Source organism: Streptomyces sp. NPDC058955 (assembly GCF_042741435.1).
GTDB lineage: Bacteria > Actinomycetota > Actinomycetes > Streptomycetales > Streptomycetaceae > Streptomyces.
This window is the reverse complement of record NZ_JBHYKM010000060.1, coordinates 30115-44685: the sequence shown is the minus strand read 5'-3', so window position 1 is coordinate 44685 and position 14571 is coordinate 30115. Positions and strand designations below refer to the sequence as shown.

The following is a 14571-nucleotide window of genomic DNA, read 5'->3' as shown; positions in this document are numbered from 1 at the left end:
GCGCGGGTGTGTGGGTTTGCTGGGCGGCGTGCTCCCGACCAGATCGCCGCGCCCGCGTGGCGGGGGTGGAGCGCGGGGGCCTGGGCCCGCCCCCCCGAACCCCCCCCCCCCCCCACTCTCGCGCGGACGCCCGCCTGCTCGGCCCTGATCAGGCGGCCCTGCCAAGGCTGGCCGCAGTCAGATCCTGGTCGCGGAGCGGAGCTCGGTCAGGTACGGCGAGATGTGGGCCAGGTCCTCGGGGTCGATCTCCCATCCCTCCTCCAGCAGCTGGCGGACGATCTCGGCGATGTCCAGGGCATTGTGGAAGATCACCGCGTTCTTGAGCAGAGAGTTGAACTTCATCGCCTTCTCGGGTGGTCGCCCTCCTCACGTGCACGGAGGGTAGTCGTGGGCTCGGGCCGTCTTCGGTAGAGTCGGGCGCGGCGGTGCACGACCGCCTGACTCCGTGAAGGGGAGCCCGGCCCACGCCCGGCCCCGTAGCCGGACAAGACGTCTCCGACTCCTCGTGCAGCCAGCATCGCCCGCTCTTGATCTGCGCGGCGTGCGCGTGGGGCATGCCGTCATGACTGGAGTGCCCCGATGCCGAAGGATTCCCGCAGCAGGACCCTGGCCGTACGCGCGGTAATGGCGGAGACGGGTCTGCCGTACACCCCGGCCGCCCACGAACTCGACCGCCGTACCGGCGCGGCACCGCGACCGGATGGCGGGCAGCAGCTGCGCTGGGTCCCGTTCCTCCTCTCCTTCACCGCGCCGGCCGCCGCCGACCGGCAGGCCCTCGCGCAGGACCTGGCCGACCAGCTCCACACCCTGCGCCGGGCCGAGACCGGTGAGGAGTACGAAGGCCGGGCCGACGTATTCGTGCCGAAGGCCCCCCTGGGCACCGGAGCCGGACCTGCCCGGGCACGTCGCCGGGATCCTCCTCGTCCGCGCCTGGGCGGTACGCCCCTGGGATCGACTTGGCGAGTGGGAGGCGGTCGTCTCCGACTTCCTCGCCGCCGCGGCCGCGTGGCTCGGCGAACGCCACCCGGCACCCGAGAGCGGCCGGCCGGCCGCGCTCCCGCTCGGGGCGAAGACCGACCAGACCATGGCCGCCACCGCCGAGTACACCGCGCACACCGCCGGCGCGCACGAGGCGCTCCCGGAGGGCTGGGCCGAGCTGATCGCCACGGCGAGTACCGAGCGGCACGCCCTCGGCGCACCTGCCGCCCCGGCAGCCGCGGAGATTGAGCCGGTCGCCTCGGAAGGGGTGATCCTCGTACCCAACGCGCCGGGCGGGGACGGCAAGACGGTGGCCATCGACCTGGACGGCCAGGGCAACCTGACGGAGTGGGCGCCGGAGCCGCCGATCGGCCCGCTGGATCCTGTGGAGCGTCCGTACCGGGTCGTCGACCGGGAGTTCCAGGGCTGGCACGAGCGTGGAGACGGGCTGTACGTCGCTGACGGCGGCGTGCGTCGGGGCCTGGAGGACCGGTCGTAGCAGGTCCTGGTGGCGACCCGCAGCCCGGTGCGGCCGATGGAGCCCGCGACGGAGGAGGAGTGCGCCGCGCTGGAGGCGGCGCTCACCGGCGCCGGGCGGAAGGCGGCGGCATCCCTGCTGGTGGCGCTGTACCGGCTGGTGCTCGCCGAGGCGGACGCGGACCGGGGCAGCGGCGAACTGCGGAGGGGCGGTGCGCAGTACCGCGTCATGGCCGGCCGGGAGGGCTCCTGGGAGTCCGCGGTCATGGTGCGCCTGGCCTGGGACGTCGGTGCCGAACTGGCGGAGAAGCCGAAGCGGTACGACGAGGCGGCCGTGGAGGAGATCGTGCGGGTCGTCACCGGCTGGGTGTACGGGCCGGATCGGTACGTCGAGGTCGCGGCCGGCCTGGCCGGGGAGTTCAGCGCGGTCGCGGACCGGGCGGGCGGCTGGGAGGCGGTGGCTGACCGGTACCTCCAGCGGCACCAGCGGGTCGGGCACCCGGACCACGTCGTGGAGCGCATCCAGCACTACCTGATGTCGCAGAGCCGGACGCACACCTTCGGGTAGCCGCCGGGCACGGGGCGGGGGCCTCAGCCGGGAGCGGCCCGCCCCGTGCCCTCAGGCGATGCAGCTGGGAAGGCTTCACAGCTGCCCCGGCGCCGACGGACCGTGCCGATGTAGAAGTGAAAGCCGGGTGGACCGACCAGGTCCGCGCTCCCGAACGACTCGACGGGAGTCTGGACGAGGTCGGCAACAGGGTTTAACGGGTCGACACTTACCACTGTTTGACTGCTCCTCAGGCCTTTACGATTGGACTCATGACGGTGCATAGGAAAAGCAACTGGCCAGCTGTCGGCCTTTTGGCCATCGGATTTGCCGTGGTCATTGGCGTGATGAGCGCCGTGTCCTGGCATCAGGAAGATCAACAGAAGCCGTCCAGACCCGCGGCGGATGACCTGACTCTCGCGAAAGCTCCATATATGTCTATTTCGGGTCCGCTTGTTCGGGCTTCCGTAAGCAACTCATCCGGTCTCGCGTGCTCGTACGTTGTCAAGGTGCGAATATCTGGTTCGAGTTCATCTGGGTCACATCTCTCTGCCGAGGGCTCCGAGACAGTTTCTGTCGCCGCACATGACGACGAGCAATTTGTTGTCAGTGTCCTTGAACCCCTGGTAGGCGAGCACATGGAGTACTTGGAGAAGGTGGAGCTTCTCTCAGTCGACCGCTCATGCTCGGACTGAACGACACGTCGTTCGGTACAGCGATTAGCGGTAGCGTCAGTTCCGTTCCGGTGCTTGCCCCCGAAGCTGCAATCAAGTGGCATGTAGCCGTGCGTGACGAACGTCACGGATCGTGATTCTCGTAAATGATGGCGCGGGCCCCGGCCGGGACGGGCGGACCCACTACCAGGCCGTCGGCCGCCCCCACAGGTTCTCGACATCCCAGTCCCGGCTCGCCTGACCGGTGAGGCGGGCCATCGCCTCCGGGGCCGGCCGCCAGTCCCGGGAGACGTGCGGCGCCTCGGCGGCGAGCCGGGTCAGCGCCCGCTCCCAGGACAGGACTTCAGGGTCGCTGAGGAGCTGCTCGGCGCGGCGGCTCATGATGCGGCGGCGAAGGTGCTGGGCGAGGTCGGGACGCACGTCCGGGTACTCGCCGCTGGCCTCACCCGGCCACGGCATCCAGGTGCGCCGGTAGATCCAGCCCTCGCAGAACACGCAGTGGGCGAGCCGCCCCAGGCCGCCGTAGCCGCGCAGGAGCCGCAGCCGCTCGTCGAGCGAGGCATCGTGGGTGGTGACCATCCCGCCCTGCCCGAGGGTGGTCATCAGCTTCTTCGACTCGAAGGAGAAGACCGTCGCCCAGCCCTCGGCGCCGACCCGGGCCCCGCTCGGCGTCCGGCCGCCGCAGGCGCGGGCGGCGTCCACGATCACCTTCGGCGGCCCGTGCATCGGATGCGGGTGCCGCTCGGCCAGCTCCACGAACCGGGCCACGTCGGCGACGACCCCGTTCCAGTGAGTCAGCAAGATCGCCCGCGTGCGCGGGGTAAGGCGCCGCTCGGCGTCGACGGGGTCGAGGCCGAGAGTGGCCGGCTCCGGCTCGGCCAGCGCCAGGCGCCCGCCCTTCCCGATGACCGCGACGTGCGGGCCGACGAAGTTCACCGCGTAGGAGACCACCTCGTCACCGGCCTGAAGGTCCAGGGCGCGCAGGACCATCTCCAGGGCGGTGCCGCCGGAGTTGAACCCGGCCGCGTGCCCGGCGCCGCGGTACGCCGTGAACGCCTCCTCGAACCGGGCCAGGTGCGCAGCCTGCCGCCAGCCGGTGCGCCAGTCGTCCGACTCCCTGATGACCTCGGCCAGCGTCGCGTGCTCGGCGTCGGTGTACCAGCCGCCCTGCTGCGGCTCGGCCGGCCAGCGCAAGAGCGCCGGGTCGACGTCCGAGAACGTGCTCGTGTCCACCGCCATCGTCAGCACCCCCGCCCGGTGCCCGGCGCGAACCGGTGGGCCAGCCACTCGTCGACCAGGCGCCGGGCCAGGGCGAGACCGATGACGCCCTGGCCGAGCGCGAGGACCTGGGCGTCGGTGGAGAGAACCGACGCGCGGACCGACACCACGTCGTGCGCCGTGACGGCCCGGATCCCGGGCACCTTGCTCGCGGCGATGGCCATCCCGAGGCCGGTGTGGCACACCAGCAGTGCCCGGTCCGCGCGACCGGCCGCGATGCGCTCGGCGGCGGCGAGCGCGACGTCCGGATACGCGGCCCCGGAGGGGACGTCGCCGGCGACGTCCCGGACCTCCGCGACACGGCCGTCGGCCCGCATCGCCTCGGCGAGGAGGTCCTTGTACGGGCGGCCTGCGTCGTCGGAGCCGACGACGATTCGCAGCTGCTCAGGCTTGTGGGGCATGACCACCTCCAGGGAAGACGAGCCGACGGCCGGCTCGCTGGCGGGGGGATCAGGAAAGCGCCGCTCGCCCGGCGCGGGGAGGCGAACTCGGGGGGCGAACACGCAGGAAGGGGGGCGAAGTCGGGGGGGCGAACACATCCGTTCGCCTCCAGCCGGTGGCTTCCCGGCCCTACGCTCGTCTCCCCTGCCGCCGAAGGGGACGGCGGCGACCGGCGGAACGCGAGGTCGCGGTGGCAGCAACTTCACGGCATCAGGCCGTCCCGAACACTGGCCTGGGTGGCCTCCTCGCCGAGGCGAATCTGAGCCACAAGGCTCTGGCCCGGCTGGTGAACGAGCGCGGGCGGCTGGCCGGGATCCCCCTGCGGTACGAGCACACCAGCGTCACCAGATGGGTGAACTTGGGAATGATCCCGCGCGGGCGGACGCCAGAGTTCGTAGCCGCTGTCCTGGCAGAACGACTGGGACGGCCCGTCAGCACCGACGACATCGGCATGTCCACGACGTCAACACCGGCGCCGGCCATGGGGTTGGATTTCCCCCGCGACCCCGTCGACGCCGTACGCGTCGCGTCAACGTACTGGAGGACCCCCGTGGACAGCCGCAGACGATTCCTCACCACGAGGTTCGCCCTCGGCGCCTACACCATGACGGTCACCCGCTGGCTCGCCAAGCCTGCTACCGCAGCCACCCCGCCCAGCACCCCCGCCGGCCCCGGCGCGCGCCAGGTGGGCAAGGCCGACCTGGCCGGGCTATGGGCCGCATCGGAGGAGGCCCGCGTGTGGGACTCCCGCTTCGGCGGCGGCCACTGGCAGAACAGCTCGGTCACCCGCTGCCTCCAGACCCAGGCCGCCCCCATGCTCCGCGGCACCTACACCGAGACCGTCGGCCGCGAACTGTTCGCCGCCACTGCCGAACTCTCCCGCGTCGTGGGCTGGGCCGCCTTCGACGCCGGCCACCACGACGTCGCCCAGCGCCACTTCATCCAGGCCCTCAGCCTCGCCCGCTCCACCGGCGACATCGAGACCGGCTGCTACGTCCTGACCACCATGGCCCTCCAGGCCATGCTCCGGGGCTTTCCCGAGCAGGCCGCCGACATGGCCGAAGGCGCCTACGAACGCGGCCGCAGCCACGCCGCCCCCCGCGTCCTGGCCTTCGCCAAACTCGCCGAGGCCCGCGCCCACGGCCGCATGAAGGACGGCGCAGCAGCCGGCGCCGCCCTGGCTCAGTCCGAACGGCTCCTCGACGCGGTCCGGCCCGGGGCCCACGACCCCCAGCACCTGGCCTACTTCACCCCCGAGCGCCTGGCGGCCGACGCCATCGAGATCCACCGCGACCTCGGCCAGCCCCACGCCGCCCTCAGCTGGAACCGCCTCGCCGAACCCATGCCCGCCGGCCGCTTCACCCGCGCCGTCGGCATCCGCCACGCGGTCTCGCCAGCAGCCACACCCACGCAGGCGACCTCGACCGCGCACTCACCACAGCCGACCACGCACTCACCATCCTCGGCACCGTGCAGTCCACCCGCGCCCACTCCTACCTCCACACCGTCACCGCCGACCTCCAGCGATGGCCGCGCGACCCACGGGTAAGGGACTTCGCCGTACGTGTGCACACACTGGTTGGCTCCCCGCACCGATAGCGCTACTGTCTGGCCGGCATACGACACGCAGAGACTTCATGATCAGTAGCGGAGCCCTCGTGCCTCTCATCACCGAGTACAGCACCAGCGCCCGGCCGGACCGTGGGGTCGTGGAGGTCTACGACTCGGACGCCTACCTCGGCAGCGACGAAGCGTTACGGAGAGCACAGACCGAGGTAGTCGCCGGAGACGGCTATCACCTCTACCTGCGATGCCTCCGAGCCGACATCCCGGTACATGTCACCATCAGGATCTGGGACACCCCCCAGAAGCCCCTGCACGATGCCGAGGGCATGGTCCCGATCTCTCTCGATTCGGGGACGGGGCAGCTCGTCATCAACCAGCTTTTCTTGGGGCCGGCGGGCGAGATGGCTTTGCCCCGTCCCGGCGTCTACGACGGGCACGCGGCATGGACCGGGCGAGAGGCCAAGGCTGCCTACTACCGCATGTGCACCCAGCGCGCTGCCGACGAGCGATGGGACGCGGCACAGATCGAAGCAGCGTGGCGACAGTGCCCGACGACCGAGCAGTTCACCCTTGATCTCTGGTTCGTAGGGGAGTCCGAACCCGAGGACGAGTGGGACGAATAGATCTGCCCCGGTCTTGCGGCCGTCAATGCGATGGCATCGCCCAGGATCGTTTCCGCAGTGAACCCGTGCACCACTGCCGGGCCGGGGCGCCACCTTCAATCTCCGGCCGACCAGCCCCAGACGATCCCGAAGGCGCCCCCTCCGACCCGGTGTAGAGCGCGGTGGACGAGCGCGCACGCTGGCTCGGCCGGGGCGCCTGACGCCCGGCTCCTTCCCGGCGGGGCTGTAGGGACCGCGATGCGGACACCCCGAAGGAGGTTGGCGCAGCCGCACGGTCCGACGCCGATGTCGGCGGGGGCAGGGCGTCAGCCTGAGCGGCGCCTACGCCTTACTCCCCACACGGTCACCACCGTGAGGACCAGGGCGGCGGCCGCGCCTGCTGCGAGGAGCATGGGTGTCTTCGGCTGCGGGTCGCTCGCTGTGGTGGCGGCCGGCGTCGGCGTCGGGCTCGGCGGCGGTTCCGACTCCGCCGTCTTGGCCGGCGTGGGCGGCGGTGTCGTCGGGACGTAGTCGACCGGTTCGATGAACTCCGGCATCCTGCCGCGTTCGGGTGCCCCCGGGTTGCCCAGGCCCCGGTTGATGTGCGCGCCGGGGCGGATGATGCCGTAGCCCAGGTAGTTGCTGACCTCGCCGGGTGCCCAGCCGTCGCCGCGGCCCGCCGAGTCGTACATGACGCGTAGGACCTGGGACGCGGTCCAGTCGGGGTGCAGGGACCAGATGAGGGCGGCGGAGGCCGAGGCGAGGGCGGCGGAGGCGTGGGTGCCGCCGCCGTCGGGGCAGTAGCGCCGGAAGGAGGCGTCACACCAGCGGGGGATGTTCGTTCCGGGGGCCGAGATGTCCACGTCACGGCCGTGCTGGGAGAAGTCGGCGACCCTGCCCTCCGGGGTGGTCGCAGCGACGCTGACGACCTCAAGGTAACGCGCCGGCGCCAGGGCCTTGTTGCCCTTCTTGGCGTTGTCGCCGCTGCCGGCGAAGACCAGGACGCCCTTGGCGAGGGCGTCCTGCAGGGCGTAGTTCTGTCCGGTCAGGCCGGAGCCGATGGCGTACCGGTTGCCGAGCGAGATGGTGATGATCTTCGCGTCGAGTTCCAGGGCCATTCTGATGGCCTGGTCGAGGTGGTCGTAGATGTCCGGCAGTTCGTCGTGCTCCAGCATGGGCACGCGAATCGGGATGATCTTGGCGCCGGGGGCGAGGCCCTGCAGACCGCCGCCCTTGCCGGTTCCCGCGATTAGCTCGGCGGTCGTGGTCCCCTGGCCGGTCCGGTCGCTGGTGTCGGGGCCGCCGCCTTCGGGGATGGACGCGTCCCGGCCGGGCAGGACCTGGCCGCGGAGAGAGGGCGTAGAGGGGTTCACTCCGGAATCGATGACGGCGATCTTGATTCCTTCGCCGGTCGTCTTCTTCCAGATCTTGTCGACGTCCATGCGGTCGAGGTACCACTGCTGGTCCCTCGCGCCGTCCGCGTGAGCCAGGGGAGGCTGAGCGACCAGTCCTGTTGCCGCTACCAGGGCGATGACCAGAGCACGCCCCCACGCGCCATGACGTCGAGCGAGGACGGCCGGCCGCCGCCCCTTCGATCCGTGGTGGGGTTTCAGGAAACTTGCCATGCACCCGATTGGATCACGGCATTCCGGGACCGTTTCCCGCCGGGCCGTGAAGCGACCGTCCCCCGCGCCTGCTCGGCACGGGGCTCGTAACTCCCCGGCCGGGTCAGACCCAGCCGGTGTCGCCCAGGACGTCCCACTCGGGGTCCAAGCCCCAGCCGACGTCCGCACGCCGGCGGTTCCACTCCGGATCGGCGACGACGCCCCATCCCGTGTCACTGCTCATACCGCTCCCCTCCCTGTCGTCGGCGCTGGTACGCACCGCTTGGGGTGGCGGTAGCCGGTGACCGAGGCGTCCTGCCGCCGGGCTCAGGATGCGTGACGCCAGGCGCCGGCGGGCCGGACCACGGGATGGCCCCAGCGCGCGTTGAGCCGGTCGAGCACAAGCTCGATCCGGATCCTGGCCTCCCGCTCGGGATCGAGGGACATCTGCGTGCCAGGACCTTCGCCCACATCCGTCAGGTCCTCGGCGGTCAGGACGACCCGCCGTACCCGGGCCCGCTGGAGCGCCATGCCGTCGAGAATCCGGTAGGCGGCGCTGCGGAGGTCTTCCGTATGCCCGGACGCGGCAGGCAGTGTCCGGGTCCGGGAGACACTCGCGCCGTCGGCCAGCCCGATGGTCAGCGTGACCTTGCGGGCGACCTGGTCGCGGCGCCGGATCCGCTCGCCGACGGTGACCACGAGGTCCAGCACGGCGGCGCGCACGCTCGCGGCATCTGTCTCGTCCCAGGGGAAGGCGGTGTGCGCGCTGGTCGACTCGGGCATCCGGTGCGCAGTGATTACGCGGGGGTCGATCCCGCGGGCACGATCGCGCATGACGCGGCCCTGTTTGCCGCCGAGGAGGCGGCAGACGACGTCCTCGGGCATGGCTGCGAGCGCGCCGACGGTGTGCAGGCCGAAGCGGCGCAGGCTCGCCGCCTGTGCGGGCCCGATGCCGTGGAGCTCTTCGGCGGGGAGGGGGTGGAGGAAGGCTTCGGCGGCGCGGTGGTCGGGGAGGTGGAGTACGCCGGTCGGTCCGGGGCGCGCGGACGCGGTCGCGGCCGTCGACCACGTATCGGCGACTCCCATGTGGACGCGGACGCAGTGTTTGGCGACGGCCTGGAGCTGGAAGCGCTGTGCCAGCCGGCGGGGGGCTTCGGAGAAGACCTTGCTCGCGCCGCGCAGCTGGGCGACGAAAGCGGTTGGCGGCAGCGGCTGCACGGTCGGCGTGAACTCGCTCGCGAGGTCGAGGACGCGGCGGAAGCCGTCCGGCGTCGTATCGGGGTGGCACCGCACGTGCCAGATGACGTGATCGCGCTCGCTCATGCTGCCGCCTCCTCCCGGTCGTGGTGGGTGAGCTTGGCGCGGGCGGCGAGACGCAGGTCGGCGCGGCCGCCGGCGGACCGGCCCCGCCCGGTCCAGTACGGGTGGTAGTACACGGCGGTCTCCCAGCGGATCAGGGCACGGCGGAGGGCGGCCGGATGGACGGGGCGGGAGACGGCGAGGGCCTGGTAGGCGGCGGTCGCCCGCGTCTGCGCGGTGAGCAGGTCGAGTGGGAAGGTCGTGCGCTCCATGCCTACAATGAAACAAATGTTCGAATATTCGCAACGCGAGCCGCCCCGTCGAACGACTCCACGGGATCCACTCTGGTGCGGCACCCACCCCTGCCTGAGAAAGCCGCCAGCCATGACCGCTCCCGCCCTGTATCAGCCCTCCCCGAAGAACCTGAGGCCAGAAATGGTCACGAGCGACCAGGTGGGGCTCTGTGCTGTATGCCGGTCCAGGTGTCAGGTATGGCCCGGGAGGCTGCCCACTTTGTCAGGAATGTCAGGCGAAGGCTCCGGCCATGGCGTTCACCCACCGGTCCCCGGCGCTTGTGTCGGTGTGACCGCGCAGATACCCCTTCCCGACGACCTGCCGCAGCTGCGGACGATGGAGAGGCTCGCCGAGATCCTCGGCGCCGCCGTGCGGGCCCGGATCGCGGAGATCGAGGCCCGGCAGGCCGCGCTGCGGCCACAGCGGACGATTCCGGAGGGCCCGACCTTCGTGCTGGGGTACCTGCGCGAGCGCGGCCGCCCCGTCCCCGACCGCGTCCATCTCGGGGACTGCAGCATGGCCGCCAGGCACACCGATCCCCTCACCCGGGACCAGGCGCGCGGCATCCTCGCCGAAGGCAAGGTCGCCGCGTGCCCGTTCTGCCGACCCGAGACCGAACTCGGCCTCGACTGACGCCCCGGCTACGCAGACTTCCGCCGCCGCGCCGCAGTCTTCTTCGCCGGGGCCTTCTTCGCTGTCGTCTTCCCGGCCGCCGTCTTCTTCGCGGGCGCCTTCTTCGGCTTCGGTATCTCGTGCACCGTCGCCTTGCCCCGCCCGCCGGGGTCTCCCGGCGGCGCTCGCGCGCCTCCGCGACCGACGCTTCCAGCGCGGCCATCAGGTCGATGACCTGCCCGGCCGGCGCGGCCTCGACCTCGACCGGCCGCGGCTCACGGTGTTCGGCCTTGGCCTCGATCACCTCGTGCAGCGCCTCGGTGTAGTGGTCGGTCAGTGTGTCGCCGAGGTCGTCCAGGTGACCTGTTGTCCCGGTGCAGTCCGGCCAGACACCGGGAGCTGCCGGAGCCAGCCGCAGACGTTGATGCCCGCGGCCGGCTCGGAGGCGTGCGATGAGTCAGGAGAGGTGGCCGATCCAGGCGCGTTGTTCGACGGTGTCGGTCTGGGCGGGGGCGAGTGGGGTGGTCCACTGGCCGGTGCCCCGGTAGATGTGCAGGACGGTGTCGCCGTTCTTGCTCTGGCCGGCTGCGAGGAGGTCGTGGCGGCCGTCGTTGTTGACGTCGCCGATGCCGATGAGGTGCTGGAAGGAGCCCCAGCCGCCGCCGATCTTCTTGCGGGTGGTGAAGGGGGCCGTGGTGTTGCCGGTGCCGGGGTAGAGCCACAGCATGCCGGTCTTGTCCGTGGCGAGGAGGTCGTTGCGGCCGTCGCCGGTCACGTCGGAGCCTGCCGCGAGCTGGTTGTAGATGCCCCAGCCGCCGCCGATCCGCGTGCGCGGGGTGAACGGCGCTTTGTGGCCGCTCTTGCCCTGGTAGAGCCACAGGACGCCGCTCTTGTCGCGGGTGATCAGGTCTCCGTGGCGGGTGCCGCCGAGGTTGCCGGCGGCGAGGATCCGGTCGTAGGTGTTCCAGCCGCCGCCGATGGGTAGTTCGTACGGCGACTCGTAGGCGTCGAGGCTCCAGACCTGCCGGATGTCGTACGAGGAGAGGTTGCCGTTCACGTCGCGGGCGAGGACGTCGGGGGAGCCGTTGTCGTCGAAGTCGTGCGGTCTCGGGGCGCGGGTGAGGGTGAAGGATCCCTTGCGCTCGACGGCCGGGCCGACGCCGTTGGCAGGCGCGGCCGTCATCGTCCAGGTGTAGGCGCCGTTGTAGGCCGGCAGGCCGTCCTTGTACACCCCGTCCCAGGTGAGGGAGTGGGCGGTCACTCCCTCGCGGGGCTCCTGGACGAGCTTCACGGTCCGGCCGGACGCCGTGTGGGTCAGGGTCAGTGTCGTCCGGGCGTTGAAGCGGCTGAGCGTCCAGCCGGCACTCAGCTTCCCGCCCGCGCGGTCGAGGTCGAACGTGCCGGCCGGCGGCAGGGACTCCTTCACCACCGTCAGGGCGGTCGGCCGGTCGAAGGTGCGCAGGAGGGTGGCGGCGGGCTTGCCGGTGACCGGGTCCGGGGCGATCCGGTACAGCCCTTCGCCGTGGGCGAGGGTGCCGCCGAGGACGAGCAGACTCCCGTCGGGGCTCGGCGTCACGGAGCCCGCGTGGTCCATCAGCGACACCTCCGCCCCGCCGTTCAGCGGACGGGCAGTGAGCGGGGTGTACGGATGCGGGGATGTGGCGGTGCCACCGCCCGGCTTTACCAGGGCCACCCAGTCACCCACGTGGTGCACCGTCAGGCCGGGCGTCTGCTGGCGGACCAGCGGCGTGGTGGACACCGGCGAGTCCGTGGCGCGGGACAGCACCTGAAGCTGAGGGTTGCTGCCGTAGGGGTCGAGCATCCAGGTCAGGTGGCTCGGTGTCACGGCGATCGCGGTGTGGTTCGGCTCCGGGAGGAAGGAGTGGGACGCGGTGACCGCACCGGTGGTCACGTCCACCGTGCTCAGACGCATCCGGTAGTAGCCGTTCGCCATCGGCTCTCCGTAGGAGACGGCGAGGCTGTCCGGGCCGGAGGAGTAGCCGAACCACGCCCGCGAGCCCTCCGGCAGGCCGACCTTACGGTCCATGGCCCGGCCGTCCTCGCCCAGGGAGACGAGGTGGAACTCCGCGGCTCCGTTCACGATCGTCGTCATCAGCAGTGACCGACCCACGACACGCTCCACGGCGTACGGGACGGCGGCCGTGTTGAACGCCGACGTGTCGAGCACCACCGGCTCCGTCGCCCCGCTCATGTCGGTGAGCGTGAACACCGCCCCCTTCTGGGGCACGACCAGGTCGGTGCCGGCGCTGCCCCCATAGGACCCGGCCGGCAGGGTGGTGGTGACGCCGTCCGCCAGGCGCGTCCAGCGGTGAACAGCGGAGGTACCCGTACCGGTGCGGCTGAGGATTCCCGTCTCCCCGGCGCTCAGCAGCACAGAATCGGCGGGGATCGTCAGAGGCGCAACCGCATCCGTCTCCACCGTGACTGTCGCCCGCGGGGAATTCGCCGCTTCGGCTGCGACAGCCGGTGCACTCAAGGCCCCTGCGGACACGGCCAGAACCAGGGCGACGGCCGGGCTGAGGTGCTTCAAAGGGGGGACCTCCCGCACTGCAGTGGTGGTGACGATCACTCACCACCAGCACCAGACTCATGAAGACCATTGAAGGTTGTACGGCACCGGCGGGATCAGGACCGGATCCGTCAGGTCTGCTCCAGTTCACGCTCGTCCGGCACTCGCCGTGGCCCGGGTGGCGTCCGCACGGACCGCCGGGGCCGGGCGGAGGGCCGCAAAGCGCCATGATGCCGAGGCGACGCACGCAGTGGCCGATCAAACGTCCCGTCGGGGAGCGGACAGCCAGCGATGCGGATGCTGCGTCCGGTACTGCTCACTGTGGCTTTCGCTGTCCCGCTATTGCAACGTTCTGGCATATGCCGTTGCATCAATCCAGCTTTCATTGCAATGAAATCCGGGGCTTGAGCTGCAGAAATACTGTTCCAGTGCAACATGCTCGTTGCCACATCCTGGAAAGCAACGTAGCTTTTCCCATGTCGGAAACGCCGACCACGACTCCACGGGAGAAGCCACACCATGCAGACCTTCGCCACCACCGCCCCGATCACCACCGTCGTCGACATCCCCGCCGGCCACCTCCGCTTCATCGCCGCCGACCGCGCCGACACCACCGTCGACATCCGCCCCGCCCGCGCCGGCAGGAGCCGCGACGTCAAGGCCGCCCAGGACACCACCGTCACCTACACCGACGGCGTCCTGACCATCACCGCCCCCGACGCCAAGAACCAGCTCTTCGGCCCCTCCGGCGCCGTCGAGATCACCGTCCAGCTCCCCGCCGGCTCCCGCGTCCAGGCCACCGCCGCCGGCGCCGAACTCCGCGGCGTCGGACGCCTCGGCGACGTCAGCTACGAGAGCGCCCAGGGCCCCGTCAAGCTCGACGAGGCCGCCACCGTCCGCCTCGCCCTCCAGGACGGCGACATCACCATCGGCCGCCTCAACGGCTCCGCCGACCTCACCACCGCCCGCGGCGACCTCCGCGTCACCGAAGCCACCACCGGCACCGTCGCCCTCACCACCCAGGCCGGCTCCATCACCGTCGGCGCCGCCCGCGGCACCGCCGCCACCCTCGACGCCGGCACCTCCTACGGCCGCATCCACAACACCCTCCAGAACGCCAAGGGCACCGGCGCCGACCTCACCATCCGCGCCACCACCTCCCACGGCGACATCACCGCCCACAGCAACTGACCACCCCAACGCATGCGGAAGCAGAAACAGCAGAGGGAGGAGTCGTTCCACGGGGCGCTCCTCCGCCGGGCCTCCACGGCGCCCCTGGGCGCACCGATCGGTGTGCTCGATGTCCCTGTTCGGTTCTTGGGTGCGCGGGAGGGGGAGCCCGGAGGATTCCGGGCCCCCCTCCAGCGGGATGGTGTGGGTCAGAGGGCGTGGTTCAGGGTGCCGTCGTAGTTGAGGTACATGTGCTCGGCAGTGCGGAAGGGCGCTTTCCAGTTGCCGGTGCCCTTGTACAGCCTGGGGGTGTCGGGGTGGGTGCCGGTGCCGATGAGGTCGACGTGTCCGTCGCCGTCGCCGGCGCTGATGAGGGCGTGGAAGCCGTTTCAGCCGCCGCCGATCCTCGTACGGGGCGCGAAGGTGCCGTCGCCCTTGCCCAGGTAGTGCCAGAGCACGCCCGAGCCGTCGAGAGCGATCACGTCGCCGTGCTTGCCGC

The 14571-nt window shown here is 71.1% G+C and carries 13 protein-coding genes; 6 read left to right on the top strand and 7 right to left on the bottom strand.

Features of this window, described 5'->3' with window-relative positions:
- Positions 1–177 precede the first annotated feature (177 nt).
- A complete protein-coding gene (locus tag ACFW1I_RS22515) occupies positions 178–342 on the bottom strand; it encodes a Tn3 family transposase (RefSeq protein WP_384672724.1) in 165 nt (54 codons plus the stop codon).
- 484 nt (positions 343–826) lie between these two features.
- On the opposite strand from ACFW1I_RS22515, the gene ACFW1I_RS22510 reads away from it, so the two are divergent.
- Together ACFW1I_RS22510 and ACFW1I_RS22505 are read left to right on the top strand one after the other, a co-directional pair.
- Entirely contained in the window at positions 827–1477 is a 651-nt protein-coding gene (locus ACFW1I_RS22510) for a hypothetical protein (protein WP_384672722.1), read from the top strand.
- A 9-nt stretch (positions 1478–1486) separates the two neighbouring features.
- Entirely contained in the window at positions 1487–2023 is a 537-nt protein-coding gene (locus ACFW1I_RS22505) for a hypothetical protein (RefSeq protein ID WP_384672720.1), read from the top strand.
- An 836-nt stretch (positions 2024–2859) separates the two neighbouring features.
- Here ACFW1I_RS22505 and ACFW1I_RS22500 read toward each other — a convergent pair.
- Entirely contained in the window at positions 2860–3915 is a 1056-nt protein-coding gene (locus ACFW1I_RS22500) for a DegT/DnrJ/EryC1/StrS family aminotransferase (RefSeq protein ID WP_384672718.1), read from the bottom strand.
- Positions 3916–3917: 2 nt separating this feature from the next.
- Positions 3918–4355, bottom strand: coding sequence for an RpiB/LacA/LacB family sugar-phosphate isomerase (locus tag ACFW1I_RS22495; RefSeq protein WP_384672716.1), 438 nt, complete (start codon positions 4353–4355; stop codon positions 3918–3920).
- A gap of 590 nt (positions 4356–4945) precedes the next feature.
- Here ACFW1I_RS22495 and ACFW1I_RS22490 point away from each other — a divergent pair.
- On the top strand, positions 4946–5944 hold the full coding sequence (locus ACFW1I_RS22490; RefSeq protein WP_384672714.1) for a sporulation protein: 999 nt from the start codon (positions 4946–4948) through the stop codon (positions 5942–5944).
- A gap of 109 nt (positions 5945–6053) precedes the next feature.
- The gene (locus tag ACFW1I_RS22485; protein ID WP_384672712.1) at positions 6054–6584 is read left to right on the top strand and encodes a hypothetical protein; all 531 of its coding nucleotides are present in this window, start codon (positions 6054–6056) and stop codon (positions 6582–6584) included.
- 305 nt (positions 6585–6889) lie between these two features.
- Here the strand turns inward: ACFW1I_RS22485 and ACFW1I_RS22480 are convergent, their stop codons facing one another.
- From ACFW1I_RS22480 to ACFW1I_RS22470, 3 genes are all read right to left on the bottom strand, one after another.
- Positions 6890–8005 carry a S8 family serine peptidase gene (locus tag ACFW1I_RS22480; RefSeq protein ID WP_384672710.1) on the bottom strand — a complete coding sequence of 372 codons (1116 nt, stop codon included), beginning with the start codon at positions 8003–8005 and terminating at the stop codon, positions 6890–6892.
- Between the two features lie 489 nt (positions 8006–8494).
- Positions 8495–9490: a hypothetical protein gene (locus ACFW1I_RS22475; RefSeq protein ID WP_384672708.1), complete on the bottom strand. Its 996-nt coding sequence runs from the start codon at positions 9488–9490 to the stop codon at positions 8495–8497.
- Positions 9487–9738, bottom strand: a complete 252-nt coding sequence (locus tag ACFW1I_RS22470; protein ID WP_384672706.1) for a hypothetical protein — start codon at positions 9736–9738, stop codon at positions 9487–9489. The genes ACFW1I_RS22475 and ACFW1I_RS22470 overlap by 4 nt, the downstream gene beginning before the upstream one ends.
- Before the next feature lie 310 nt (positions 9739–10048).
- Here ACFW1I_RS22470 and ACFW1I_RS22465 point away from each other — a divergent pair, with 310 nt between their 5' ends.
- Positions 10049–10393, top strand: coding sequence for a DUF6233 domain-containing protein (locus ACFW1I_RS22465; RefSeq protein ID WP_384672704.1), 345 nt, complete (start codon positions 10049–10051; stop codon positions 10391–10393).
- Positions 10394–10829: 436 nt separating this feature from the next.
- On the opposite strand, the gene ACFW1I_RS22460 is transcribed toward ACFW1I_RS22465, so the two are convergent.
- Positions 10830–12767 carry an FG-GAP-like repeat-containing protein gene (locus ACFW1I_RS22460; protein ID WP_384672702.1) on the bottom strand — a complete coding sequence of 646 codons (1938 nt, stop codon included), beginning with the start codon at positions 12765–12767 and terminating at the stop codon, positions 10830–10832.
- A gap of 654 nt (positions 12768–13421) precedes the next feature.
- Between ACFW1I_RS22460 and ACFW1I_RS22455 the strand changes: the two genes are divergently transcribed.
- Positions 13422–14093 carry a DUF4097 family beta strand repeat-containing protein gene (locus tag ACFW1I_RS22455; protein WP_384672701.1) on the top strand — a complete coding sequence of 224 codons (672 nt, stop codon included), beginning with the start codon at positions 13422–13424 and terminating at the stop codon, positions 14091–14093.
- Positions 14094–14571: the final 478 nt, after the last annotated feature.

Bases quoted from the DNA above. Each gene is read 5' to 3' on its own strand.
- ACFW1I_RS22500 (WP_384672718.1), bottom strand. From the start codon at position 3,915: ATGGCGGTGGACACGAGCACGTTCTCGGACGTCGACCCGGCGCTCTTG.
- ACFW1I_RS22515 (WP_384672724.1), bottom strand. From the start codon at position 342: ATGAAGTTCAACTCTCTGCTCAAGAACGCGGTGATCTTCCACAATGCC.
- ACFW1I_RS22475 (WP_384672708.1), bottom strand. From the start codon at position 9,490: ATGAGCGAGCGCGATCACGTCATCTGGCACGTGCGGTGCCACCCCGAT.
- ACFW1I_RS22495 (WP_384672716.1), bottom strand. From the start codon at position 4,355: ATGCCCCACAAGCCTGAGCAGCTGCGAATCGTCGTCGGCTCCGACGAC.
- ACFW1I_RS22480 (WP_384672710.1), bottom strand. From the start codon at position 8,005: ATGGACGTCGACAAGATCTGGAAGAAGACGACCGGCGAAGGAATCAAG.
- ACFW1I_RS22455 (WP_384672701.1), top strand. From the start codon at position 13,422: ATGCAGACCTTCGCCACCACCGCCCCGATCACCACCGTCGTCGACATC.
- ACFW1I_RS22470 (WP_384672706.1), bottom strand. From the start codon at position 9,738: ATGGAGCGCACGACCTTCCCACTCGACCTGCTCACCGCGCAGACGCGG.